The organism is Pseudorhodoferax sp. (assembly GCF_047601025.1).
Classification (GTDB): domain Bacteria; phylum Pseudomonadota; class Gammaproteobacteria; order Burkholderiales; family Burkholderiaceae_C; genus Pseudorhodoferax.
This window is the reverse complement of sequence record NZ_JASGJZ010000001.1, coordinates 53923-74946: the sequence shown is the minus strand read 5'-3', so window position 1 is coordinate 74946 and position 21024 is coordinate 53923. Positions and strand designations below refer to the sequence as shown.

Here is a 21024-nt window from a genome sequence, read left to right as displayed (position 1 = left end):
GGCCGGCGGCCCCGGGCTCAAGGCACGCAAGAAAGCCCTCGGCCGCGCATCGGCGGCCGAGGGCTTCGCAAAGTTGTCAGATGGCCGGGCCGACGACGCTCAGCGCGCGAGCATCGCGTCCAGTTCCTTGCAGGACGGGGCGCAGACGGCCTGGGACTTGCCGATCACCTTGCGGGTACCGAGCTGCGACCGCAGGCGGTGCTTGCCGCACAGGAAGCAGGACATCGTGGACCCGCCCATCGATGTCCCGGCAGTGAAGGGCGAACCGGAGACCTTGGTCTTGTAGCGCAGCCCGTCGGCCAAGATTGCGGTTTTCACTTCAGCTTTGGCCATCGGCGGAACTCTCCCTGGGTGTGTGCATTGCGCGCTGGATCATGGTCCTGGCGGCTTGCTCGGCTGCCACGGATGCTTCCAGCGGCGAGCGGCACAGGCCAGCGACCTCGTACTGCGTATTTTCGTACAACTCGGAGGCCGCTGGATGGGCGGCCAGCAAATCCCGCAGTGCATCGCTTGGTTTCGCGTCGCGCAGCGCCTGTTCGAGGCGGCGCACCACGCTGGCGTACTGGCCGGGGTCGACGGGGACCGTGCTGTGCTCCAGCCGGTCCAGCAGCGCAGCCAGGACGCGCAGCGGCAGAAGTTCCGGGTGCTGGAAAGTGGGGGCTTGCAGGGCTTTCATGCCTGCCAGATGGTGATGGCAGGCGGCGATTGCAAGACCGCCGGTTTGGGAGGCGCCAACGTGCGCGCGCCGCCCTGTCCGGCCGGCGAGGCGGCCTGACAGGGCGGCGCGAGGGGACAGTGCCGGTCAGTGCGAGGAGGCTGCCGACGCGCCCAGGCCGGTTTCCGAACGTACCTGCTGCGCCGGGAACACAGCGCGCTCCTGCTCGGCCTGGTGGCTACGGTCGGTGACCGAGAACAGCCAGATGCCGACGAAGCCGATGAGCATCGAGAACAGCGCCGGCGAGGTGTACGGGAACGGCGCCGAGCCGGCCGGGTGGCCCAGCGTAGCCTCCCACACCGACGGCGACAGCACCGTCAGCACGACCGAGGAGATCAGGCCCAGGAAGCCGCCGATCACCGCGCCGCGCGTCGTGCAGTCCTTCCAGATGATGGACAGGAACAGCACCGGGAAGTTGGCCGAGGCCGCCACCGCGAAGGCCAGCGAGACCATGAACGCGATGTTCTGCTTCTCGAAGGCGATGCCCAGCAGCACCGCGACGATGCCCAGCGCCACCGTGGTGATGCGCGAGACGCGCAGCTCGGCCGCGCTGTCGGCCTTGCCGTGCTTGAACAGCGTGGCGTACAGGTCGTGCGAGACGGCCGAGGCACCCGACAGCGTGAGCCCCGCCACCACCGCCAGGATGGTCGCGAAGGCCACGGCCGAGATGAAGCCGTAGAACACGTTGCCGCCGACCGACTTGGCCACCAGCACGGCCGCCATGTTGGAGGCGCCGGCGCCGCCGTGGATCACGCCCGTGACGGTGTCGGCGAACTCGGGGTTGGTCAGCACCAGCGTGATCGCGCCGAAGCCGATGATGAAGATCAGCAGGTAGAAGTAGCCGATCCAGACCGTGGCCCAGCCGACCGACTTGCGCGCTTCCTTGGCGTCGGGCACGGTGAAGAAGCGCATCAGGATGTGCGGCAGCCCGGCCGTGCCGAACATCAGCGCCATGCCGAAGGAGATGGCGGAGATCGGGTCCTTCACGAAGCCGCCCGGGCCCATGATGGACAGGCCGGCCGCGGCCGCCTGCTCGGGTGTCTTGCCGCTGTTGGCCGCGAACTGCGTGCGCACCTCGACCGACTTGGCGAACAGCGCCTCCGGCGAGAAGCCGAACTGCGCCAGCACCATCAGGGCCATGAAGGTCACGCCGGCCAGCAGCAGGCAGGCCTTGATGATCTGCACCCAGGTCGTGGCCGTCATGCCGCCGAACAGCACGTAGACCATCATCAGCACGCCGACGATCACCACCGCGACCCAGTAGTCCAGGCCGAACAGCAGCTTGATCAGCTGGCCGGCGCCGACCATCTGCGCGATCAGGTAGAAGGCCACGACCACCAGCGTGCCCGAGGCCGCGAACGCGCGGATCGGGCCGGGCTTGAAGCGGTAGCCGGCCACGTCGGCGAAGGTGAACTTGCCCAGGTTGCGCAGCCGCTCGGCCATCAGGAAGGTCAGGATCGGCCAGCCCACGAGGAAGCCGATCGAGTAGATCAGCCCGTCGTAGCCGGTGGCCATCACGGCCGCCGAGATGCCCAGGAACGAGGCCGCCGACATGTAGTCGCCCGCGATCGCCAGGCCGTTCTGGAAGCCCGTGATGCCGCCGCCGGCGGTGTAGAAGTCGGCCGCGGACTTGGTGCGCCCGGCCGCCCATTTGGTGATGTAGAGCGTGGCCAGCACGAAGACCGCGAACATGCCGATCGCGATCCAGTTGGTCGGCTGCTTGGCCACCTGGCCGACGTCGCCGCCGGCGGCCATGGCCGCGCCGGCCGCGCCGGCCAGCAGCAGGCCGGCGGCCAGTTGGAACAGGGGAGTGCGGCGCGTGCTCATTTGGTGGCGTCCTTCAGGATCTCGGCGGTGTCGCGGTCGAACTCGCCGTTGGCGCGGCGGATGTAGATCAGCGTGATGACGATGGTGAAGACGATGACGCCCAGGCCGAGCGGGATGCCGATGGTCGTCACGCCGTTGCCCAGCGGCTTGGCCAGGAACGGCTTGTCGAAGGCGATCAGGCCGATGTAGCCGTAGTAGACGATCAGCATCAGGATCGTCAACGTCCAGCCGAAGCGGTTGCGTTTGCGCCTGAGCGCCTGGTATTTGGGGTGGGATTGGATCTTGTCCACCACGGGATCGCGCATGCTTGTCTCCGGGAAGTGAAGGCGGCGCGATCTTCGTTGCGGCGCTGCCCCCTGAGGCGGTTTCGCAACCATTCGTCACAAAAACGTGAAAAGCGGGCTTACTCCCAACTGACGTCGGCCGCGAACAGGTAGCCGGCGCCGTAGACGGTCTTGATGATGGCCGGCTCGTGCGGGTCGGCCTCGATCTTGCGGCGCAGGCGGGAGATGCGCACGTCGATGCTGCGGTTGGTGGGCAGAAGGTCGCGCTCGCCCATCAGCTGCTCGCGCGTGAGGATCTGGTGCGGCCGCTCGACGAAGCAGCGCAGCACCTGGGTCTCGGCCGTGCCCAGCAGGTGCTCGCTGCCGTCGGGCGCGCGCAGCACGTTGGCCGCGCAGTCGATGCGCCAGCCGAGGAAGCTGGCGTAGCGGCGCTGGCCCGGCGCCGTGCCGGAGGCGGCGCTGCGCCGGCGCAGGATGCTGCGCACGCGCGCGACCAGCTCGCGCGACTCGAACGGCTTGGTCACGTAGTCGTCGCCGCCCAGCTCCAGGCCCATCACGCGGTCGGCCGTGTGGCCGCGCCCGGTGAGGATCAGCACGCCGGCGCTGGAGCCGGCGGTGATGCGGCGCATCAGGTCCAGGCCGTCCATGTCGGGCAGGCCCAGGTCGACGATGCACAGGTCGGGCTTTTCGTACTGCAGCCGGCGCAGCACGGCGCCGCCGGTGGAGAACACCTCGCAGGCGAAGCCGAATTCGCGCAGCGTGCCCAGCACCAGCGCGGCGACGTCGGCGTCGTCCTCGATCACGTAGACCAGCGCCGGCGGCGCGCTCGCGTCGTTGCCGGCGCGGTGTTGCATTTCTGTACTCACGTCAGTCTCCCTTGTTCGATGGCGGCGGCGAGCTGCTCGGTCGTGAACGGCTTGCGCAGCAGCGGGCTGCCGGGCGCGCTCGGCCAGTCGTCCGGCACGTTGCCGGTCATGATCACGATCGCCTGCGCCTGGCGGCCCTCGCGCGCCGTGCGGGCCAGTTCCACCCCATCCAGCGGGCCGGCCATGACCAGGTCGGTCAGCAGCAGCGAGATGTTGGGCGTGGCGGCCAGCAGCTTGCCGGCTTCCTGCGGCTGCTCGGCCTCCAGCACGACGTAGCCCAGCTCCAGCAGGTGGCGCCGCACGACGCGGCGCACCTGCGCGTCGTCGTCGACCAGCAGCGCCAGGCCGCGTTCGCGTCCCGGTGCGCCGGGGCTGCCCGGTTCCTCGTGCGGTGCCTCGGCAGGCGGCTGCGCCGCCGGCAGCCAGACCGACAGGGTGGTGCCCTCGCCGGGCGTGCTGTGCACGTCCACCGCGCCGCCGGACTGCTTGATGAATCCGTAGACCACGGCCATGCCCAGGCCGGTGCCGCGGCCGGGCCGCTTGGTCGTGAAGAAGGGCTCGAACAGGTGCGCCTGGGTGTAGGCGTCCATGCCGATGCCGTCGTCCTCCACGTCGATGCGGATCGCATCGCCGGGCGACAGCTGCAGCGGCGTGGCGGCCTGGGCGTCGATGCGGGTGGCACGGGCGTGCAGGCGGATGCGGCCGCCGCGGCCCTTGGCCTCGCAGGCGTCGCGCGCGTTCAGCACCATGTTGATCAGGGCCTGCTCCAGCAGCGTGGCGTCGATCCAGGTCCACAGCGGCGCGCTGCCGGCGTCGATCTCCAGCGCCAGCGATTCGGGCAGCACGCGCCGCACCAGCCCGGCCACGGTCTCCAGCAGCGCGCCGACGCTGACCGACTGCGCCTCCAGCGGCTGGCGCCGGGCGAAGCTCAGCAGGCCCTTGACCAGGTCGGCGCCGCGCCGCGCCGCGCCCAGCGCCGGCAGCACGTACTCGCGCGTGGCCTCGTCGCCGGCGCGGGCCTCGGCCATGGCCGCCAGGTTGCCGATGACCACGGTCAGGATGTTGTTGAAGTCGTGCGCCAGGCCGCCGGTCAGGTGCGTCAGCGATTCCAGCTTGTGCGCGCGCGCCAGCAGCACCTGGGTGCGGCGCTCCTCGGTGATGTCGAAGGTCAGCTCGAAGCAGCCGGTCACCAGGCCGTCGGGCGTGCGCTCGGGCACCAGCGAGGTCCGCACCATGCGCTGCTCGCCCTGGCGGGTGCGCAGCTCGTATTCGAAGCTCTGCGCTTGGCCGCGCAGCGCGCGCAGCACGCGCGGGCGCACCACGGCATAGACCGCCTCGCCCAGGAACGCACGCGCGCTGGCCCGCGCCGGCTGCTGCGTGTCGACGTGGAACCAGTCGTGGTAGCCGCGGTTCAGGTAGCGGTAGACGCGGTCGGCGTCGAAGAAGCCCACCAGCGCCGGGATCGAGTCCATCACCAGGCGCACGCGCTTCTCGCTGCGCTGCAGCTCGGCCGTGCGTGCCGCCACGCGCGCCTCCAACTCGTTGTTCTGGGCGCGGATCGTGGCCTCGGCCTGGCGCTGCAGCGTCACGTCCGAATACAGGGTGACGAAGCCGTGGCCGGGCACCGGCTCGCCGCGGATGTGCAGCACCCGCCCGTTGGGGCGGACACGTTCGATCTCGTGCGGCTCGAAGGTGCGTGCGGCGCGCACGCGCTCGGCCACCAGCTGCTCCGGGTCGCCGGGGCCGTACTCGCCCCGGCACGCGTTGTAGCGGATGAAACTCTCGAACGATGCGCCGGCGAAGCCCATGCGGTCCGGGAAATCCAGCAGCCGCAGGTAGGCCCGGTTCCAGGCGACCAGCCGCAGATCGCGGTCGAAGATCGACAGGCCCTGGTCCAGCAGGTCCAGGCCGGTCTGCAGCGAGTGGTAGCGCTCCAGCGGGGGCAGGGCGCTCGCGTCCGACGGCGTGTGGACAGGATTCATGGATGGCGCGGGGCTGTATGCCGAGCGTAACGCCCACCGCAGGGGCTGTCACGCTGCAAACATTTGTTAATGTTGGAGCACGGTCGTGCAACGTTCATGGGCGATCCTAGCGCCACGAACCGCTGGCGATGTGGTGCAATCGCCGCCGATGGGCGTCGCCGGCCGCGCCCTTTTGTGCCTAACGCTGCAGGAGACGACATGACCGAACAGACCGCCACCCACCTGTATCCCCCGCCGGAGCAACTGGCCCGCGATGCCCACGTGGCAGGCCGCGCGGCGTACGACGCGCTGGTGGCCGAGGCCGAGGCCGATCCCGAGGCCTACTGGGGCCGGCTGGCACGCGAGTTCGTCAGCTGGAAGAAGCCGTTCACGCAGGTGCTCGATGCCAGCGACGCCCCGTTCTACAAGTGGTTCGCCGACGGGCAGCTGAACGTCTCGTACAACTGCCTGGACCGCAACGTCGAGTGCGGCCTGGGGAACAAGACCGCGCTGATCTTCGAGGCCGACGACGGCCAGGTCACCAAGGTCAGCTACCAGGAACTGCTGGAGCGCACCTGCCGCATCGCCAATGCGATGCGCTCGCTCGGCGTCAAGAAGGGCGACCGCGTCGCCATCTACATCTCGATGTCGATCGACGGCGTGGCGGCCATGCAGGCCTGCGCGCGCATCGGCGCGATCCATTCGGTGGTGTTCGGCGGCTTCTCGGCCCATGCGCTGCGCGACCGCATCGCCGACACCGGCGCCTCCCTCGTGGTCACGGCCGACCAGCAGGTGCGCGGCGGCAAGCAGCTGCCGCTGAAGGCCATCGTGGACGAGGCCATCGGCCTGGGCGGCTGCGAGAGCGTGCGCAACGTGCTGGTGGTGCGCCGCACCGGCGGGGCGGTGCCGTTCCAGGCGCCGCGCGACCTGTGGATGGACGAGCTGACCGAAGGCCAGCCGACCACCTGTGAGCCCGAGTGGGTGGAGGCCGAGCACCCGCTGTTCCTGCTCTACACCTCCGGCTCCACTGGCAAGCCCAAGGGCGTGCAGCATTCCACCGGCGGCTACCTGCTGCAGGCGGCGCTGACGACGCGCTGGACCTTCGACCTGAAGGACGACGACGTGTTCTGGTGCACGGCCGACATCGGCTGGGTCACCGGCCACAGCTACATCACCTACGGCCCGCTGGCGCTGGGCGCGACCGAGATCGTGTTCGAGGGCGTGCCCACCTATCCGGACGCCGGCCGCTTCTGGAAGATGATCCAGGACCACAAGGTCACGGTGTTCTACACGGCGCCCACGGCGATCCGCTCGCTGATCAAGGCCGCCGAGGGCAACGACGATGTGCACCCCCGGCAGTACGACCTGTCCAGCCTGCGCATCCTGGGTTCGGTGGGCGAGCCGATCAACCCGGCCGCCTGGGAGTGGTACCACCGGCACGTGGGCGGCGGCCGCTGCCCGATCGTGGACACCTTCTGGCAGACGGAAACCGGCAGCCACATGATCACGCCGCTGCCGGGCGCCACCGACCTGGTGCCGGGTTCCTGCACGCTGCCGTTCCCCGGCATCGCCGCGGCCATCGTCGACGAGACCGGCAACGACGTGCCGAACGGACAGGGCGGCATCCTCGTCGTCAAGCGTCCCTGGCCGAGCATGATCCGCACGATCTGGGGCGACCCCGAGCGCTTCAAGAAGAGCTACTACCCGGCGGAGCTGAAGGGCTACTACCTGGCCGGCGACGGTGCGATCCGCGATGCCAAGACGGGCTACTTCACGATCACCGGCCGCATCGACGACGTGCTGAACGTCTCGGGCCACCGCATGGGCACGATGGAGATCGAGTCGGCCCTGGTCGCCAAGACCGACCTGGTGGCCGAGGCCGCCGTGGTCGGCCGGCCCGACGAGACCACCGGCGAGGCGGTCTGCGCCTTCGTCGTGCTCAAGCGCCCACGCCCGCACGGCGAGGAGGCCAAGCAGATCGCCAAGGAACTGCGCGACTGGGTGGCCAAGGAGATCGGCCCGATCGCCAAGCCCAAGGACATCCGCTTCGGCGACAACCTGCCCAAGACGCGCTCGGGCAAGATCATGCGCCGCCTGCTGCGTTCCATCGCCAAGGGCGAGGAGATCACGCAGGACACCTCGACGCTGGAGAACCCGGCGATCCTGGAGCAGCTGGCGCAGTCCAACTGAGGGCAGTGTGCTTGTCCATTGACCTGAGTCCTTGGACAAGCGCCGCCGAATCCGCTAAAACCGGAGCCATCGCCGCCTCAGGGGGCGGGGCGGACCGCCCCGTCCTGCGGCCCATGTCCACTCCGTCATGTCATCACATCCAGGAATGCGTCCGCGCGCCGGCGGCTCCACGCCGGCAGAGTTGCACCGTTGGCCGGAACTGGGTCTCTTCGACTTTCCGGTCGCGGGGACCGAGGGCTACCAGCCTGCCTTGAAGCGCGCGCTGGCCGAGCAGGGTGGCCAGTGCGAGGCCACGCTGCACGCCACGCGCAACGTCGGCGAGCCGGTCGAGGTGCGCGTGGCCGGGCACCGCGTGGGGTTTCTGCACGATGGCGATGGAACGCGCTTCCAGCGCCGGCTGGCCTACGAGAGCCGGCCCGGGCAGACCAGCGTGTGCGGCGCACGCATCGCACCGCAGGATGCCGAGGCCCGGGGGGACCGCGTGGTCTACACGATCTGGCTGGACCTCAAGCCGTTCCGGCACTGAGCCCCGGGGCCTTCGGCGTATCCGAGGGCGCGGGCAGCAGCAATTGCGCATCGCGTGCCACGCGCACGCAGTCCTTCAGGTGCTGTTCGCCCAGCAGGCGGATCGAGCCGTAGCCGATCGCCGCCGCGAGGACCTGGCCGGCCAGCGGCACGTACTTGGACGCCTGCCTGGCCGTCATCCGCAGCCCCACGGTCTTGGCGGCCCGCAGCACCAGGTCGCGCGTGATGAATTTCCCGACCAGCAGCGAGCCAACCAGCTCCACCGCCTTGCGCACGGCTTCGCGCTGCGCCGGCTCCAGCCGGGCGATCTGTTCGGGCGTGAGGCCGAACTCGGCGTTCATCGCCGGGATCATGCGCACCAGCACCGCGGCGTCCGTCGCGAAGTCCACGCCCGGCAGCGGGACGGCGCTGGCCGCGGCGGCCAGCAGGGCCTTGCGGTGCAGCAGCCGGCGCGCGCGGCGCACGGCTGCGACGAGGCGGGGATCGCCGCCGGCCAGCTGCAGCGCGCTCGGCATGGCGGCGTCCGGCGAATTACTTGCCCTTGACCATGCCGTAGATGATCAGCAGCACGATGGCGCCGATGATGGAGGCGATCCATCCCGCCGGCGCGCCTGGCGCGTACCAGCCCATCTTCTGCCCGGCCCAGCCGGCCAGCAGCGAGCCCGCGATGCCGAGGATGGAGGTCATGACGATGCCGAGCTTGTCGTCGCCGGGCTTGAGGGCCCGGGCCAGCAGGCCCACGATGAAGCCGACGATGATGGTGCCGATCAGTGACATGGTTGCGCTTTCCGGAAAGTTGGTTGTGCCGGCCACTGTAGCCGAACCCGCCTGACAGATCTGTCAGGAAGCTTCCAGTCGTTCCGACAGAAGAAGCCATTCTTCTTCCTGGGCCGCCAGTTCCTCGCCGATCTGCTTGAGCCGCCGGCCGGCCTCGGCCAGGGCCGTGGGCGGCAGCGGTTCCGACAACCGCTGTTCCAGCCCGGTCTTCTCCGCGATCAGCGCGGCCATGCTGCGGTCCAGCTGCTCGACCTTGCGGCGCAACGGGCGCAGCGCCGCGGCCTGCTCCTGGCGCCGCTGGGCCTCGTGGCGGCGCTGCGCGCCGGCCGATGCCGCAGGAGCCGCCGACGCGGCCGCGGGCTTGAGCGCCTCGCGCTGGCGCCGGGCTTCCTCCAGCAAATAGCGCTGGTAATCGTCCAGGTCGCCGTCGAACGGGCTGATGCCACCGCGGGCGACCAGCCAGAACTCGTCGCAGACGGCACGCAGCAGCGCCCGGTCGTGGCTGACCAGCATGACCGTGCCCTCGAATTCGTTCAGCGCGATGGACAGCGCCTCGCGCGTGGCCAGGTCCAGGTGGTTGGTCGGCTCGTCCAGCAGCAGCAGGTTGGGGCGCTGCCAGACCAGCATGCACAGCACCAGGCGGGCCTTCTCGCCGCCGCTCATGCTGCCGACGGCCTGGTGCACCATGTCGCCGCCGAAGTTGAAGCTGCCGAGAAAGCCGCGCAGGTCCTGCTCGCGCGTGGCCTGGCCGCTCAGCCGGCCGGCCGCCTCGCTGTCGCGCGCCAGGCGGACCATGTGTTCCAGCGGGTTGTCGTCCGGGCGCAGCACGTCCAGTTCCTGCTGGGCGAAGTAGCCGATGTTCAGCCCCTTGCCCTCGGTGATGGTGCCGGCGATCGGCGCCAGCGCGCGCGCCACGGTCTTGACCACGGTGGACTTGCCCTGGCCGTTGGCGCCCAGGATGCCGATGCGCTGGCCGGCCAGCACCGACCTGCCGACGCCGCGCACGATCACGGTCGGCGGCATGCCGTCGGCGGCGGGCGGGTAGCCGAAGTCCACGTCGCGCATGGACAGCATGGGGTTCGGCAGGTTGGCCGGTTCCTGGAACTCGAAGCTGAAGTCGGCCTCGGCCAGCAGCGGCGCCACGCGTTCCATGCGGGCCAGCGCCTTGACGCGGCTCTGCGCCTGCCTGGCCTTAGTGGCCTTGGCCTTGAAGCGGTCGATGAACTTCTGCAGGTGGGCGATCCGCTCCTGCTGGCGCGCGTAGGCAGCCTGCTGCTGCTCCATCTGCTCGGCGCGCATGTCCTCGAAGCGGCTGTAGTTGCCGCCGTAGCGGTTCAACTGGCCATGCTCGATGTGCAGCGTCACGCCGGTCACGGCGTCCAGGAACTCGCGGTCGTGGCTGATCACCAGCAGCGTGCCGGCGTAGCGCTGCAGCCAGGATTCCAGCCAGACCAGGGCGTCCAGGTCCAGGTGGTTGGTGGGCTCGTCCAGCAGCATCAGGTCCGACGGGCACATCAGCGCGCGCGCCAGCTGCAGCCGCATGCGCCAGCCGCCGGAGAAGCTGTCCACCGCGTTGTCCAGCTGCGTCGCGGCGAAGCCCAGGCCCAGGATCAGCGCCTGGGCGCGCGCCCGGGCGTCGTGCTCGCCGGCGTCGTGCAGCTCCATGTACGCGTGGGCCATGCGCTCGCCGTCGCCGCTGGCCTCGGTCGCGGCCACCTGCTGGCGCGCGGCCAGCAGCACGGTGTCGCCCTCGACCACGAAGTCCGTGGCGCCCTGGTCGGTCTCGGGCATGTCCTGTGCGACCTGGGCCAGCCGCCACTGCGGCGGCACCGAGAACTCGCCGGCGTCCTCGTGCAGGCTGCCGTTCAGCAGCGCGAACAGGCTGGACTTGCCGGCGCCGTTGCGGCCGACCAGGCCGACCTTCTCGCCGGGATTGACGACGGTGGAGGCGCCGTCGAGCAGCACCTTGGTCCCGCGGCGCAGGACGAGGTTCTTCAGGATGATCATGGGGAGCAGAGGGCTTCGGCCGTGAGCAGCAGCACCTGGTCTGCGCCGGCGCTGGTCTCCAGCCAGACGGCTTGGAGCGACGGGAACGCCGCCTCGAAGTGCGCGCGCTCGTGGCCGATCTCCAGCACCAGCACGCCATGCGGCGACAGCCGCGCCGGCAGGCCGGCCAGCAGGCCGCGGACGAAGTCCATGCCGTCGGCGCCGCCGTCCAGCGCCAGCGCCGGTTCGGCGCGGTACTCCGGCGGCAGGGCCTGCATGCTGGCGTGGTTCACGTAGGGCGGGTTGCACAGCACCAGGTCGTAGCGGCGGTCCAGGGCGGCCAGGCCGTCGGACGCGATCAGCCGGATGCGTCCGGCCAGGCCGTGGCGCTCGACGTTGATCCGGGCCACGGCCAGCGCGTCGGGCGAGAGGTCGGCCGCATCGACCTGCACCTCGGGCCAGGCCAGCGCCGCCAGCACCGCCAGGCTGCCGTTGCCGGTGCACAGGTCCAGCACGTGGCGCGTGTGTTCGCCGAGCCAGGGGTCGATCGTGCCGTCGGCCAGCAGCTCGGCGATGAAGGAGCGCGGCACGATGGCCCGCTCGTCCACGTAGAACGGCACGCCCTGCAGCCAGGCCTCGCGCGTCAGGTAGGCGGCGGGCTTGCGGCTGGCGATGCGCTCGTCCAGCAGCGCGGCCACCGCCTGCCGCTCGGCCGGCGCGACGGGGCGCGCGGCCACGTCGTCCAGCGCATCCAGCGGCAGGCCCAGGCGCCACAGCACCAGCCAGGCGGCCTCGTCGAAGGCGTTGGTGGTGCCGTGGCCGTAGGCGACGCCGGCGGCCTCCAGCCGTGCCGCGCCGGCCTCGACGAGCTGCAGGACGGTCGTCGTCACCGCAGCGACCGGTCCAGCCGTTCCAGCACGCCGCGGTAGATGTTCTTCAGCGGCTCGATGTCGGCCACGGCCACGTGCTCGTCGATCTTGTGGATGGTCGCGTTCGGCGGGCCGAGTTCGATCACTTCGGGGCAGATCCGGGCGATGAAGCGTCCGTCGCTGGTGCCGCCCGTCGTGGACAGCTCGGTCGCGAGCCCAGTCTCGGCCGCGATCGCGTCGCGCACGGCGTCGACCAGCGGGCCGGGCGTGGTCAGGAACGGCAGGCCGCCGACGGTCCAGTCCAGCCGGTACTCCAGGCCGTGGCGGTCCAGCACCTGCCGCACGCGCTGCTGCAGGTCCTCGGCCGTGGATTCGGTGCAGAAGCGGAAGTTGAAGTCGATCACCACCTCGCCCGGAATCACGTTGCTGGCGCCGGTGCCGCCGTGGATGTTGCTGATCTGCAGGCTGGTCGCGGGGAAGAACGCGTTGCCCCGGTCCCACGCGGTCGCGGTGAGCTCGGCCAGTGCCGGCAGGGCCTGGTGGATCGGGTTGCGCGCCAGCTGCGGGTAGGCGATGTGGCCCTGGATGCCCAGCACCGTGAGCCGGCCGCTCATGGTGCCGCGGCGGCCGTTCTTGACCATGTCGCCGGTGCGCTCGACCGAGGTCGGCTCGCCGACGATGCACCAGTCCAGCCGCTCGCCGCGCGCACGCAGGCGCTCGCAGACGACGACCGTGCCGTCGCGCGCCGGGCCTTCCTCGTCGCTGGTCAGCAGCAGCGCGAGCGACAGGGCCGGCGCCGGCGTGGCGGCCAGGAACTCCTCGGCCGCGACGACGAAGGCGGCCAGCGAGGTCTTCATGTCGCTGGCGCCGCGGCCGTAGAGCCGGCCGTCGCGGTGCGTGGGCGTGAACGGGTCGCTGCGCCATTGCGCCAGCGGGCCGGTGGGTACCACGTCGGTGTGGCCGGCGAAGACCAGCGTGCGGCCCGCCGCGTCCGTGCCGGCGCGGCGGGCCCACAGGTTGGTCACGCGGAAGTCGTCCGGCCCGCTGACGATGCGCTCGCAGGCGAAGCCGTGCGGTGCCAGCCGCTCGGCGATCAGGGTCTGGCAGCCGGCGTCGTCGGGCGTGACGGAGGGCCGGGCGATCAGCTGCTCGGCCAGGCGCAGGGTGTCGTGCATGGGAGGGTCAGGATTTCACGTCGAGCGTGATTTCGGTGAAGGAGGGCTGGTCGTCTTCTTCGGGCGGCGGGTCCGGCACCACGGCCTTGGACGTGAAGTCGTTCTGCAGCCGCCACAGCAGGTTGGTGGCCGAATCGGCGTGGCTCATCCCCTCCTGGCGGTCGACCACGCCGTCCATGACCAGCCGGGCGATGTCGGCCTCGAAGGTCTGCGAGCCTTCGGCGATGGACTTCTCCATGGCGTCCTTGACGCCGGTGAAGTCGCCGCGTTCGATCATCTCGGCGACCAGCCGCGTGTTCATCATGACCTCCACGGCCGGCACGCGATCGCCGCGCGCCGTGCGGAGCAGCCGCTGCGAGACCACGGCCTGCAGCGCGGCCGCGAGGTCGCCCAGCATGGTCGGGCGCACCTCGACCGGGTAGAAGTTCAGGATGCGGTTCAGCGCCTGGTAGCTGTTGTTGGCATGCAGCGTGGCCAGGCACAGGTGGCCGGTCTGCGCGTAGGCGAGCGCGGCCGACATGGTCTCGCGGTCGCGGATCTCGCCGATCAGGATCACGTCGGGCGCCTGGCGCAGCGCGTTCTTCAGCGCCAGCTGCAGCGACTGCGTGTCGGTGCCGACCTCGCGCTGGTTGACGATGGACTTCTTGTTGCGGAACAGGAACTCGATCGGTTCCTCGATCGTCAGGATGTGGCCGCTCTGGCGTTCGTTGCGGTGGTCCAGCATGGCCGCCAGCGTGGTGGTCTTGCCGGCGCCGGTGGCGCCGACCACCAGCAGCAGGCCGCGCCGGCGCAGCACCAGCTCGCCCAGCACCGCGGGCAGCTGCAGCGATCCCAGCGGCGGGATCTCGCTGTGGATGTAGCGCGCGACCACGGCGCAGCTGCCGCGCTGGCGCATGGCGCTGATGCGAAAGCGCCCGACGCCGTTCACGGAGATCGCGGTGTTCAGCTCGCCGGTGCGGTCCAGCTCGTCGAGCTGGCCGTCGGGCACGACCTCGGCCAGCAGCTTGCGCGGTGCGTCGACCGGCAGCAGCTGGCTGTTGATCGGGACCGTCAGCCCGTTGATCTTGATCTGCGCCGGCGCGTTGGCCGACAGGAACAGGTCGGAGGCTTTTTTCTCCTGCATCAGGCGCAGGATGCGTTCCATCGTGCTCATGTCCGGTCCTGCGCGGGGGCGCTCGGCTGCTTCAATCGCGCAGCAGGTCGTTCAGGCTGGTCTTGGCACGGGTCTGCGCGTCGACGGTCTTGACGATCACGGCGCAGTAGGTGGTGTAGGCCGTGCCGTCGGCGGTCTTCTTGGGCAGGCCGCCGCTGACGACCACGCTGCCGGCCGGCACGCGGCCGTAGAGGATCTCGCCGGTGGCGCGGTGGAAGATCGGCGTGCTCTGGCCGATGTACACGCCCATGCCGAGCACCGAGTTCTCCTCGACGATCACGCCTTCGACGACCTCGGAGCGCGCGCCGATGAAGCAGTTGTCCTCGATGATGGTCGGGTTGGCCTGCAGCGGCTCCAGCACGCCGCCCAGGCCCACGCCGCCGGACAGGTGCACGTTCTTGCCGACCTGGGCGCAGCTGCCGACCGTGGCCCAGGTGTCGACCATGGTGCCTTCGTCGACGTAGGCGCCGATGTTCACGTAGCTGGGCATCAGGATCGCGCCCTTGGCGACGTAGCTGCCGCGGCGCGCCACGGCCGGCGGCACCACGCGCACGCCGCTGGCCTTCAGCTGCGCTTCGCTCAGGTCGGAGAACTTGGTCGGCACCTTGTCGTAGAAGCCCAGCTCGCCGGCCTTGACGACCGCGTTGTCCTTCAGGCGGAAGGACAGCAGCACGGCCTTCTTGATCCACTGGTGCACGGTCCACCGGCCCACGCCTTCGCGCGTGGCCACGCGCAGCGTGCCGCCGTCGAGCTCGGCGATCACGTGCTCGACGGCGTCCTGCACCTCCTGCGGCGCGGACTGCGGCGACAGCGCGGCGCGGTTCTCCCAGGCGTTGTCGATGATGGTTTGAAGCTGTTGGCTCATGCTGCTGTGTTGGATCTGGATTGGATGAATCGGACGATGCGCTGCGCGGCTTCCACGCATTCGGCGGTCTCGGCCACCAGGGCCATGCGCACCCGGCCCTGGCCGGGGTTGGTGCCGCCGGTGGCGCGCGCGAGGTAGCTGCCGGGCAGGACCGTCACATTGTATTGAGCGAGCAATTCGCGGGCGAAGCGCTCGTCGCTGCCGGCCACCGGCTCGCCCGGGCGCAGCGGCACGCCGGCCCAGAGGTAGAAGCTGGCGTCGGGCAGGCGCACGTCCATCACCGCCGACAGCAGGGGCGTGACGGCGGCGAACTTCTCGCGGTACAGGGCGCGGTTGGCCTCGACGTGGGCCTCGTCGTTCCAGGCCGCGATGCTGGCGGCCTGCACCGCCGGGCTCATCGCGCTGCCGTGGTAGGTGCGGTAGAGCAGGAACTGCCTGAGCAGCGCGGCGTCGCCCGCGACGAAGCCCGAGCGCATGCCGGGCACGTTGCTGCGCTTGGACAGGCTGGTGAAGGCCACGATGCCGCGCAGGTCGCCATGGCCGAGCCGCGCCGCGGCCTCCAGACCGCCCAGCGGCGCGGCGTCGCCGAAGTAGATCTCGCTGTAGCACTCGTCGGAGGCGATGACGAAGCCGTGGCGTTCCTGCAGCTCGAACAGCTTGCGCCATTCGTCCAGCGGCATCACGGCGCCGGTCGGGTTGCCCGGAGAGCAGACGAACAGCAGCTGGGTGCGGGCCCAGACCTCGGCCGGCACGCTGTCCCAGTCCACCGCGTAGTTGCGCGCCGGGTCGCTGGGGGCGTAGTACGGCGTGGCGCCGGCCAGCAGCGCCGCGCCCTCGTAGATCTGGTAGAAGGGATTGGGGCAGACCACGGTGGCGCCGGGGCGCGTCGGGTCCAGCACGGTCTGCGCGAAGGCGAACAGCGCCTCGCGCGAGCCGTTCACCGGCAGGATCTGCGTGGCCGGATCCAGGGCCAGGCCATAGCGGCGCTGCAGCCAGCCGGCGCAGGCCGCGCGCAGCGCCGGCGTGCCGGCCGTGGCCGGATAGCCGGCCAGGCCGTCGTGCAGCGCATCGGCCAGTGCCTGCTGGATGAACGGCGGGGTGGGGTGCTTGGGCTCGCCGATGCCCAGGCTGATGGCGCGCAGGTCCGCGGGCGGCGTCACGCCGGCGAACAGTTGCCGCAGCCGTTCGAACGGATAGGGCTGCAGGCGGTCGAGCAGGGGATTCATGGCGCGCGATTATCGGCGTGCCGTTCCGCGGCGATGACCACGGTCATCCGGGCGCCTGGCGGGCCGGCGCGCCGCTGGTGCGGCCGGGGGCTTGTTGGTATGGTCCCGCCCATGGCCCCCGATCCCGCTTCCGACGCCGCGCCGGCCCGGCGGCTGCTCGTCGTCGACGACCACGCGCTGGTGCGCCTGGGCGTGCGCACGCTGGTGGCGCAGCAGTTTCCCGGCCAGTTCGAGGTGGCCGAGGCAGGCACGCTGGAACAGGGGCTGGCGCAGCTGCGCGCGGCGCCGGGCGGCATCGCTCTCGTGCTGCTGGACCTGCAGCTGCCCGACGCCAAGGGCTTCGCCGGCCTGCGCATCCTGCGCCGCGACCATCCTGGCGTGCCGGTGGTGGTGCTCAGCGGTGCGCAGGACGTGCGCATCCGCGAGGAGGCGCTGCGCCTGGGCGCGCGGGCCTACATCGGCAAGTCGGCCGACGCGGGCGGCATGGGCGCCTGGGTCGAGGTGCTGCGCCAGCAGGCTGTTGCGCCGGCCGCCGCCGGCGGTGCCTCGCCGGCGGCCGAGGCGCTGCGCACCGCGCACGGGATGGGCCTGAGCCCGCGCCAGGTGCAGGTGCTGGAGCTGCTGCTGGCCGGCCTGGACAACCAGGCCATCGCCGAGGAGACCGGGCTGACGCTGGGCACGGTGAAGAACTGCGTGTCCTCGGTGTTCCTGGGCTTCAACGTGCGCTCGCGGGCCGAACTGCTGGGCCTGTTCCCGACGTGAACGCCGCGCCCGGCACGGCGCCGTACTGGCGCCGGCTGATGCTGCACGAGGCGCTGGTGGATGCCGCCGCCCGCGGCGAGCCCAGCCTGCTGCGCGTGCGCCGCGCCCAGCTCGACCTGCTGCTGCAGAAGTACAGCCTGGCGGCCTCGGCCGCGGCGGTGCTGTTCGCGCTGGTGCTGTGGCTGCTGTTCTACGTGCTGGCGCCGTCGCCGCGCGTGTTCCTGTGGGCGCTGGCGGTGCATGCGGTGCAGGCGCTGCGCTTGCTGCACACCCGGCGCGTGCTGGCGCGCGGGCCGCTGCCGGACGCCGCGCTGGGCCCGGAGCTGCATCGCCAGACGCAGCTGCTGTGGCTGCTCGGCGGCGCCTGGGGCCTGGCGCCCTGGCTGGTGATGCAGCACGGCGACACGGCGTCGATGGCGCTGATGACGGTGTTCATCATCGGCATGGTGTCCAGCGCGGCGGCGGTGCTGAGCTCGCACCGCCAGACCGTGGCGGCCTTCGTCGTGCCCGCCATGACCGGGCTGGTGCTGGCGCTGGCCTGGTCCGGCGGCTGGGTCGGCTGGACCATGGCGGTGGCGCTGGCGCAATACACCTCCACGCTGCTGAAGTGGACGGCGCAGCAGGTGGACCTGCTGGTCGATGCGCTGCAGGCGCGCTTCCACAACGAGGAGCTGGCGCGCCGGCTGGCCGAGCAGGTCGAGCGCGTGGAAGCCGGCAGCCGCGAGAAGACGCGCTTCCTGGCCTCGGCCAGCCACGACCTGCGCCAGCCGCTGCATGCGGTGTCGCTGTTCACCGCCGTGCTGGAACATGCGCTGGCCGAAGGCCCGCAGGCCGAAACGGTGGCGCGGCTGGGCCATTCGGTGCGCATGCTGGGCACCTCGCTGGACGGCATGCTCGACGTCTCGCGGCTGGACGCCGGCGCCGTGCAGCCGCGCATCGAGACGCTGGCCGTGCACCCGCTGTTCGTCTCGCTGCAGAACACCTACGGCGGACGCGCGCAGGAGAAGGGCCTGCGCCTGCGCATCCGCGCGCCCGGCGACCTGCACGTGGCCAGCGACCGGCTGCTGCTGGAGCGCCTGCTGGGCAACCTGCTGGACAACGCCGTCAAGTACACCGAGCGGGGCGGCGTGCTGGTCGCGGCGCGGCGCACGCGCGACGCGCAGGGCGCGGCGGCGGTGCGCTTCGAGATCGTGGACACCGGCGTCGGCATCGCCGGGGACCAGCAGGCGCAGGTGTTCGAGGAGTTCTACCAGGTCGGCAATCCGCAGCGCGACCGCGCCCAGGGGCTGGGCCTGGGCCTGTCTATCGTGCGCCGGCTGGCGGCGCTGCTGGCGCATCCGCTGCGGCTGCGGTCGCGGCCCGGCCACGGCACCTGCTTCTCGGTGCTGGTGCGGGCGGTGCCGCCGGTCGCCGCGGGCGCGCCGGTGCCGGGCCGTGCGGCCGCCCGCCGGCCGCTGCCGGCCCACGTGCTGGTGCTGGACGACGAGGTCGACAGCGCCGGCGCCACGGCCGCCTGGCTGTCGGCCCAGGGCTGCCGCGTGACCGTGGCGACGGCGATGGCGCCGGCGCGCCAGGCGCTGCAGCGGCACCACGACATCGGCGCGGTGGTGGCGGACTTCCGCCTGCCGGGCCAGGAGAGCGGGCTGGACTTTCTGCGCAGCGTGCAGCGCGACATGCCGGCCATGCGCTGCCTGCTGGTGACCGGCGAGACGGCGCCCGAGCGCATCGCCGCGATCCGTGCCAGCGGGCTGCCCTGCCTGTTCAAGCCGGTGCAGCCCGCACGCCTGGTCGAGGCGCTGACGGCGTAGTCAGCCCTTCCGGGGTGGTGGCTGCACCAGGCGCAGGATGCTGGAGAAGTCCAGCGCGCCGTGGCCGGCCAGGCTGTGCGCGGCGTACAGGTTGCGCGCCAGGCCGCCGAGCGGCGTGGCGGCCTTGACGGCGGTGGCGCTCTCCTGGGCCAGGCCCAGGTCCTTGAGCATCAGGTCGGTGCCGAAGCCGCCGGCATAGCCCCTGGCGGCCGGCGCCGTCTGCATCACGCCCGGCATGGGGTTGTACTTCTCCAGCGCCCAGTTGCCGCCGGAGCTGCGGCGCATGATCTCCGACAGCACCTGCGGGTCCAGCCCGTTGGCCACGCCCAGCGCCAGTGCCTCGGCGGTACCGATCATCAGGACGCCCAGCAGCATGTTGTTGCAGATCTTGGCGGTCTGGCCGGCGCCGGCGCCGCCGGCGTGGAAGATGTTGGCGCCCATCTTCTCCAGCAGCGGGCGGGCGCGCTCCAGGACCGGTGCCTCGCCGCCGACCATGAAGGTCAGCGTGCCGGCGACGGCGCCACCGGTGCCGCCGGACACCGGCGCATCCAGCACGGCGACGCCGCGCGCGTCGCCGGCCTCCGCCAGCTTGCGCGACGTGGCGGCGGCGATCGTGCTGCTGTCGATCAGCAGCGTGCCCGCGGGGAGCCGGCCGAGCAGGCCGTCGGCGCCGAGGAACAGCGCCTCGACGTGCTGGCTGGCCGGCAGCATGCTGATGACGGCGTCGGTGCCCTCGACCGCGGCGGCGGCCGAGGGGGCGATGGGCAGCCCCTCGGCCCGGCATTTGTCGCAGGCGGCGGCCGACAGGTCGACGCCGCGGACCTCGTGGCCGGCCTTGTGCAGGTTCAGGGCCATCGGGCCGCCCATGTTGCCGAGGCCGATGAAGGCAATCTTCATGTGTCGTCTCCTGGAATGCGGGGCTTCAGGCGAGGCCGGCGAGCTCCGGCGCCATCGCGCCGCGCGGGCGCAGGTGGTCTTCGATGAAGGCCGGCGTGATGTCGGACAGCCGTGCCGGGTTCCACCGCGGGTTGCGGTCCTTGTCGACCAGCATCGCGCGGATGCCCTCGGCAAAGTCCTCGTGCGCGCAGCAGCCGAGCGAGGCCTGGTATTCCAGCCGGAACACCTCGGCCAGCGACATGCGCGGCACGCGCTGCCACAGCGCGAAGCTCAGCGCGGCCGAGCTCGGCGCGCCCTTGGCGAAGGTGGCCGCCGCGGTCTGCAGCCAGGCGTCGTCGCTCTGCAGCGCGGCCAGCCGGGCGGCGATGTCCGCGAGGTCGTCGCCGGCCATCAGCGCGTTGATTCGGTCGAAGTGCTCGCGCAGCTTGGACGCCGGCGCCGGCTGGTCCTGGCCGGCTGCCAGCAGCAGGCGCGACAGCGCGGCGCGGTCGGCCGCCGCGTCGCCGCTCCAGGGCTGGGCCGCGATTCGGGCCAGCACCTCGGTCTTGCGTTCCTGCGGCACCAGGAAGTCCGCCAGGCCGGTGAACAGCGCGTCGCCGGCCTGGAAGTTCGCGCCGGTCAGCGCCAGGAACAGGCCGGTGCGTCCCGGCATGCGGCGCAGGAACCAACTGCCGCCCACGTCGGGGTACAGGCCGATGCCGATCTCCGGCATGGCCAGCCGGCTGTGCTGCGTGACGACGCGGTGCGAGGCCCCCGCCAGCAGGCCGATGCCGCCGCCCATCACGATGCCGTGGCCCCAGCACAGGAAGGGCTTGGGGAAGGTGTGGATCAGGTGGTCGAGCTGGTATTCCTCGGCGAAGAAGCGCTCGGCGTACGCGTTGTGCGCGGGGCCGCAGTCCAGCAGCGTCCGGTAGAGCTGGCGCAGGTCGCCGCCGGCGCAGAAGGCCTTCTCTCCGGCGGCCGTCAACAGCACGCCGGCCACGCCGGCATCGGCGGCCCAGGCGCGCAGCCGGGGCGTCAGCAGCCGCACCATGTCCAGCGACAGCGCGTTCAGCGCGGCCGGTGCGTTCAGCGTGGCGACGCCGAAGCGCTTGCCGCCCCCGGCCTCGATGTCATCGAACAGCACGACTTCGCTCAT

The 21024-nt window shown here is 71.3% G+C and carries 20 protein-coding genes; 4 read left to right on the top strand and 16 right to left on the bottom strand.

Annotation, left to right across the window (positions count from 1 at the left end):
• Positions 1–99 precede the first annotated feature (99 nt).
• The 6 genes from QM782_RS00360 to QM782_RS00335 all read right to left on the bottom strand — a co-directional run bounded on the left by QM782_RS00360 (position 100) and on the right by QM782_RS00335 (position 5674).
• Complete coding sequence (locus QM782_RS00360; RefSeq protein ID WP_415200956.1) at positions 100–333, bottom strand: hypothetical protein; 234 nt, start codon at positions 331–333, stop codon at positions 100–102.
• The gene (locus QM782_RS00355) at positions 320–676 is read right to left on the bottom strand and encodes a hypothetical protein (protein WP_415200955.1); all 357 of its coding nucleotides are present in this window, start codon (positions 674–676) and stop codon (positions 320–322) included. The genes QM782_RS00360 and QM782_RS00355 overlap by 14 nt, the downstream gene beginning before the upstream one ends.
• Before the next feature lie 126 nt (positions 677–802).
• Entirely contained in the window at positions 803–2542 is a 1740-nt protein-coding gene (locus QM782_RS00350) for a cation acetate symporter (protein WP_415200954.1), read from the bottom strand.
• On the bottom strand, positions 2539–2847 hold the full coding sequence (locus QM782_RS00345; RefSeq protein ID WP_415200953.1) for a DUF485 domain-containing protein: 309 nt from the start codon (positions 2845–2847) through the stop codon (positions 2539–2541). Before QM782_RS00345 ends, QM782_RS00350 begins: the two co-directional genes overlap by 4 nt.
• A gap of 98 nt (positions 2848–2945) precedes the next feature.
• Positions 2946–3692 carry a response regulator transcription factor gene (locus tag QM782_RS00340; protein WP_415200952.1) on the bottom strand — a complete coding sequence of 249 codons (747 nt, stop codon included), beginning with the start codon at positions 3690–3692 and terminating at the stop codon, positions 2946–2948.
• Positions 3689–5674, bottom strand: coding sequence for a PAS-domain containing protein (locus QM782_RS00335; RefSeq protein ID WP_415200951.1), 1986 nt, complete (start codon positions 5672–5674; stop codon positions 3689–3691). Before QM782_RS00335 ends, QM782_RS00340 begins: the two co-directional genes overlap by 4 nt.
• A gap of 198 nt (positions 5675–5872) precedes the next feature.
• On the opposite strand from QM782_RS00335, the gene acs reads away from it, so the two are divergent.
• Both acs and QM782_RS00325 read left to right on the top strand, forming a co-directional pair.
• Positions 5873–7843 carry an acetate--CoA ligase gene (gene acs / locus QM782_RS00330; RefSeq protein ID WP_415200950.1) on the top strand — a complete coding sequence of 657 codons (1971 nt, stop codon included), beginning with the start codon at positions 5873–5875 and terminating at the stop codon, positions 7841–7843.
• A 250-nt stretch (positions 7844–8093) separates the two neighbouring features.
• A complete protein-coding gene (locus QM782_RS00325) occupies positions 8094–8369 on the top strand; it encodes a hypothetical protein (RefSeq protein WP_415200949.1) in 276 nt (91 codons plus the stop codon).
• Here QM782_RS00325 and QM782_RS00320 read toward each other — a convergent pair.
• The 8 genes from QM782_RS00320 to dapC form a co-directional block, all read right to left on the bottom strand.
• On the bottom strand, positions 8350–8883 hold the full coding sequence (locus QM782_RS00320) for a hypothetical protein (RefSeq protein WP_415200948.1): 534 nt from the start codon (positions 8881–8883) through the stop codon (positions 8350–8352). The two genes, QM782_RS00325 and QM782_RS00320, sit on opposite strands and share 20 nt — an antisense overlap.
• Positions 8884–8899: 16 nt before the next feature.
• Positions 8900–9145, bottom strand: a complete 246-nt coding sequence (locus QM782_RS00315) for a GlsB/YeaQ/YmgE family stress response membrane protein (protein WP_415200947.1) — start codon at positions 9143–9145, stop codon at positions 8900–8902.
• Between the two features lie 63 nt (positions 9146–9208).
• Complete coding sequence (locus QM782_RS00310) at positions 9209–11152, bottom strand: ABC-F family ATP-binding cassette domain-containing protein (RefSeq protein WP_415200946.1); 1944 nt, start codon at positions 11150–11152, stop codon at positions 9209–9211.
• Positions 11149–12021, bottom strand: coding sequence for a 50S ribosomal protein L3 N(5)-glutamine methyltransferase (gene prmB / locus QM782_RS00305; RefSeq protein WP_415200945.1), 873 nt, complete (start codon positions 12019–12021; stop codon positions 11149–11151). Before prmB ends, QM782_RS00310 begins: the two co-directional genes overlap by 4 nt.
• Entirely contained in the window at positions 12018–13175 is a 1158-nt protein-coding gene (gene dapE, locus QM782_RS00300; protein ID WP_415200944.1) for a succinyl-diaminopimelate desuccinylase, read from the bottom strand. The genes prmB and dapE overlap by 4 nt, the downstream gene beginning before the upstream one ends.
• A 7-nt stretch (positions 13176–13182) precedes the next feature.
• Positions 13183–14328, bottom strand: a complete 1146-nt coding sequence (locus tag QM782_RS00295; protein ID WP_415200943.1) for a PilT/PilU family type 4a pilus ATPase — start codon at positions 14326–14328, stop codon at positions 13183–13185.
• A 31-nt stretch (positions 14329–14359) separates the two neighbouring features.
• Positions 14360–15193, bottom strand: a complete 834-nt coding sequence (dapD, locus tag QM782_RS00290) for a 2,3,4,5-tetrahydropyridine-2,6-dicarboxylate N-succinyltransferase (protein ID WP_415200942.1) — start codon at positions 15191–15193, stop codon at positions 14360–14362.
• Positions 15190–16419, bottom strand: coding sequence for a succinyldiaminopimelate transaminase (dapC, locus tag QM782_RS00285; RefSeq protein WP_415200941.1), 1230 nt, complete (start codon positions 16417–16419; stop codon positions 15190–15192). The genes dapD and dapC overlap by 4 nt, the downstream gene beginning before the upstream one ends.
• A gap of 111 nt (positions 16420–16530) precedes the next feature.
• Between dapC and QM782_RS00280 the strand changes: the two genes are divergently transcribed.
• Together QM782_RS00280 and QM782_RS00275 are read left to right on the top strand one after the other, a co-directional pair.
• Entirely contained in the window at positions 16531–17181 is a 651-nt protein-coding gene (locus QM782_RS00280) for a response regulator transcription factor (RefSeq protein ID WP_415200940.1), read from the top strand.
• Positions 17178–18989, top strand: coding sequence for an ATP-binding protein (locus tag QM782_RS00275; protein WP_415200939.1), 1812 nt, complete (start codon positions 17178–17180; stop codon positions 18987–18989). Before QM782_RS00280 ends, QM782_RS00275 begins: the two co-directional genes overlap by 4 nt.
• Here the strand turns inward: QM782_RS00275 and mmsB are convergent, their stop codons facing one another.
• Both mmsB and QM782_RS00265 read right to left on the bottom strand, forming a co-directional pair.
• On the bottom strand, positions 18990–19886 hold the full coding sequence (mmsB, locus tag QM782_RS00270; protein WP_415200938.1) for a 3-hydroxyisobutyrate dehydrogenase: 897 nt from the start codon (positions 19884–19886) through the stop codon (positions 18990–18992).
• Positions 19887–19911: 25 nt separating this feature from the next.
• Positions 19912–21024 carry an enoyl-CoA hydratase/isomerase family protein gene (locus QM782_RS00265; RefSeq protein ID WP_415200937.1) on the bottom strand — a complete coding sequence of 371 codons (1113 nt, stop codon included), beginning with the start codon at positions 21022–21024 and terminating at the stop codon, positions 19912–19914.

Excerpts from the sequence above, each read along its gene's own strand:
- QM782_RS00360 (WP_415200956.1), bottom strand. The coding sequence starts at position 333 with ATGGCCAAAGCTGAAGTGAAAACCGCAATCTTGGCCGACGGGCTGCGC.
- QM782_RS00355 (WP_415200955.1), bottom strand. The coding sequence starts at position 676 with ATGAAAGCCCTGCAAGCCCCCACTTTCCAGCACCCGGAACTTCTGCCG.
- QM782_RS00350 (WP_415200954.1), bottom strand. The coding sequence starts at position 2,542 with ATGAGCACGCGCCGCACTCCCCTGTTCCAACTGGCCGCCGGCCTGCTG.
- QM782_RS00345 (WP_415200953.1), bottom strand. The coding sequence starts at position 2,847 with ATGCGCGATCCCGTGGTGGACAAGATCCAATCCCACCCCAAATACCAG.
- QM782_RS00335 (WP_415200951.1), bottom strand. The coding sequence starts at position 5,674 with ATGAATCCTGTCCACACGCCGTCGGACGCGAGCGCCCTGCCCCCGCTG.
- acs (WP_415200950.1), top strand. The coding sequence starts at position 5,873 with ATGACCGAACAGACCGCCACCCACCTGTATCCCCCGCCGGAGCAACTG.
- QM782_RS00320 (WP_415200948.1), bottom strand. The coding sequence starts at position 8,883 with ATGCCGAGCGCGCTGCAGCTGGCCGGCGGCGATCCCCGCCTCGTCGCA.
- QM782_RS00315 (WP_415200947.1), bottom strand. The coding sequence starts at position 9,145 with ATGTCACTGATCGGCACCATCATCGTCGGCTTCATCGTGGGCCTGCTG.
- QM782_RS00310 (WP_415200946.1), bottom strand. The coding sequence starts at position 11,152 with ATGATCATCCTGAAGAACCTCGTCCTGCGCCGCGGGACCAAGGTGCTG.
- dapE (WP_415200944.1), bottom strand. The coding sequence starts at position 13,175 with ATGCACGACACCCTGCGCCTGGCCGAGCAGCTGATCGCCCGGCCCTCC.
- QM782_RS00295 (WP_415200943.1), bottom strand. The coding sequence starts at position 14,328 with ATGAGCACGATGGAACGCATCCTGCGCCTGATGCAGGAGAAAAAAGCC.
- dapD (WP_415200942.1), bottom strand. The coding sequence starts at position 15,193 with ATGAGCCAACAGCTTCAAACCATCATCGACAACGCCTGGGAGAACCGC.
- dapC (WP_415200941.1), bottom strand. The coding sequence starts at position 16,419 with ATGAATCCCCTGCTCGACCGCCTGCAGCCCTATCCGTTCGAACGGCTG.
- QM782_RS00280 (WP_415200940.1), top strand. The coding sequence starts at position 16,531 with ATGGCCCCCGATCCCGCTTCCGACGCCGCGCCGGCCCGGCGGCTGCTC.
- mmsB (WP_415200938.1), bottom strand. The coding sequence starts at position 19,886 with ATGAAGATTGCCTTCATCGGCCTCGGCAACATGGGCGGCCCGATGGCC.
- QM782_RS00265 (WP_415200937.1), bottom strand. The coding sequence starts at position 21,024 with ATGAGCGAAGTCGTGCTGTTCGATGACATCGAGGCCGGGGGCGGCAAG.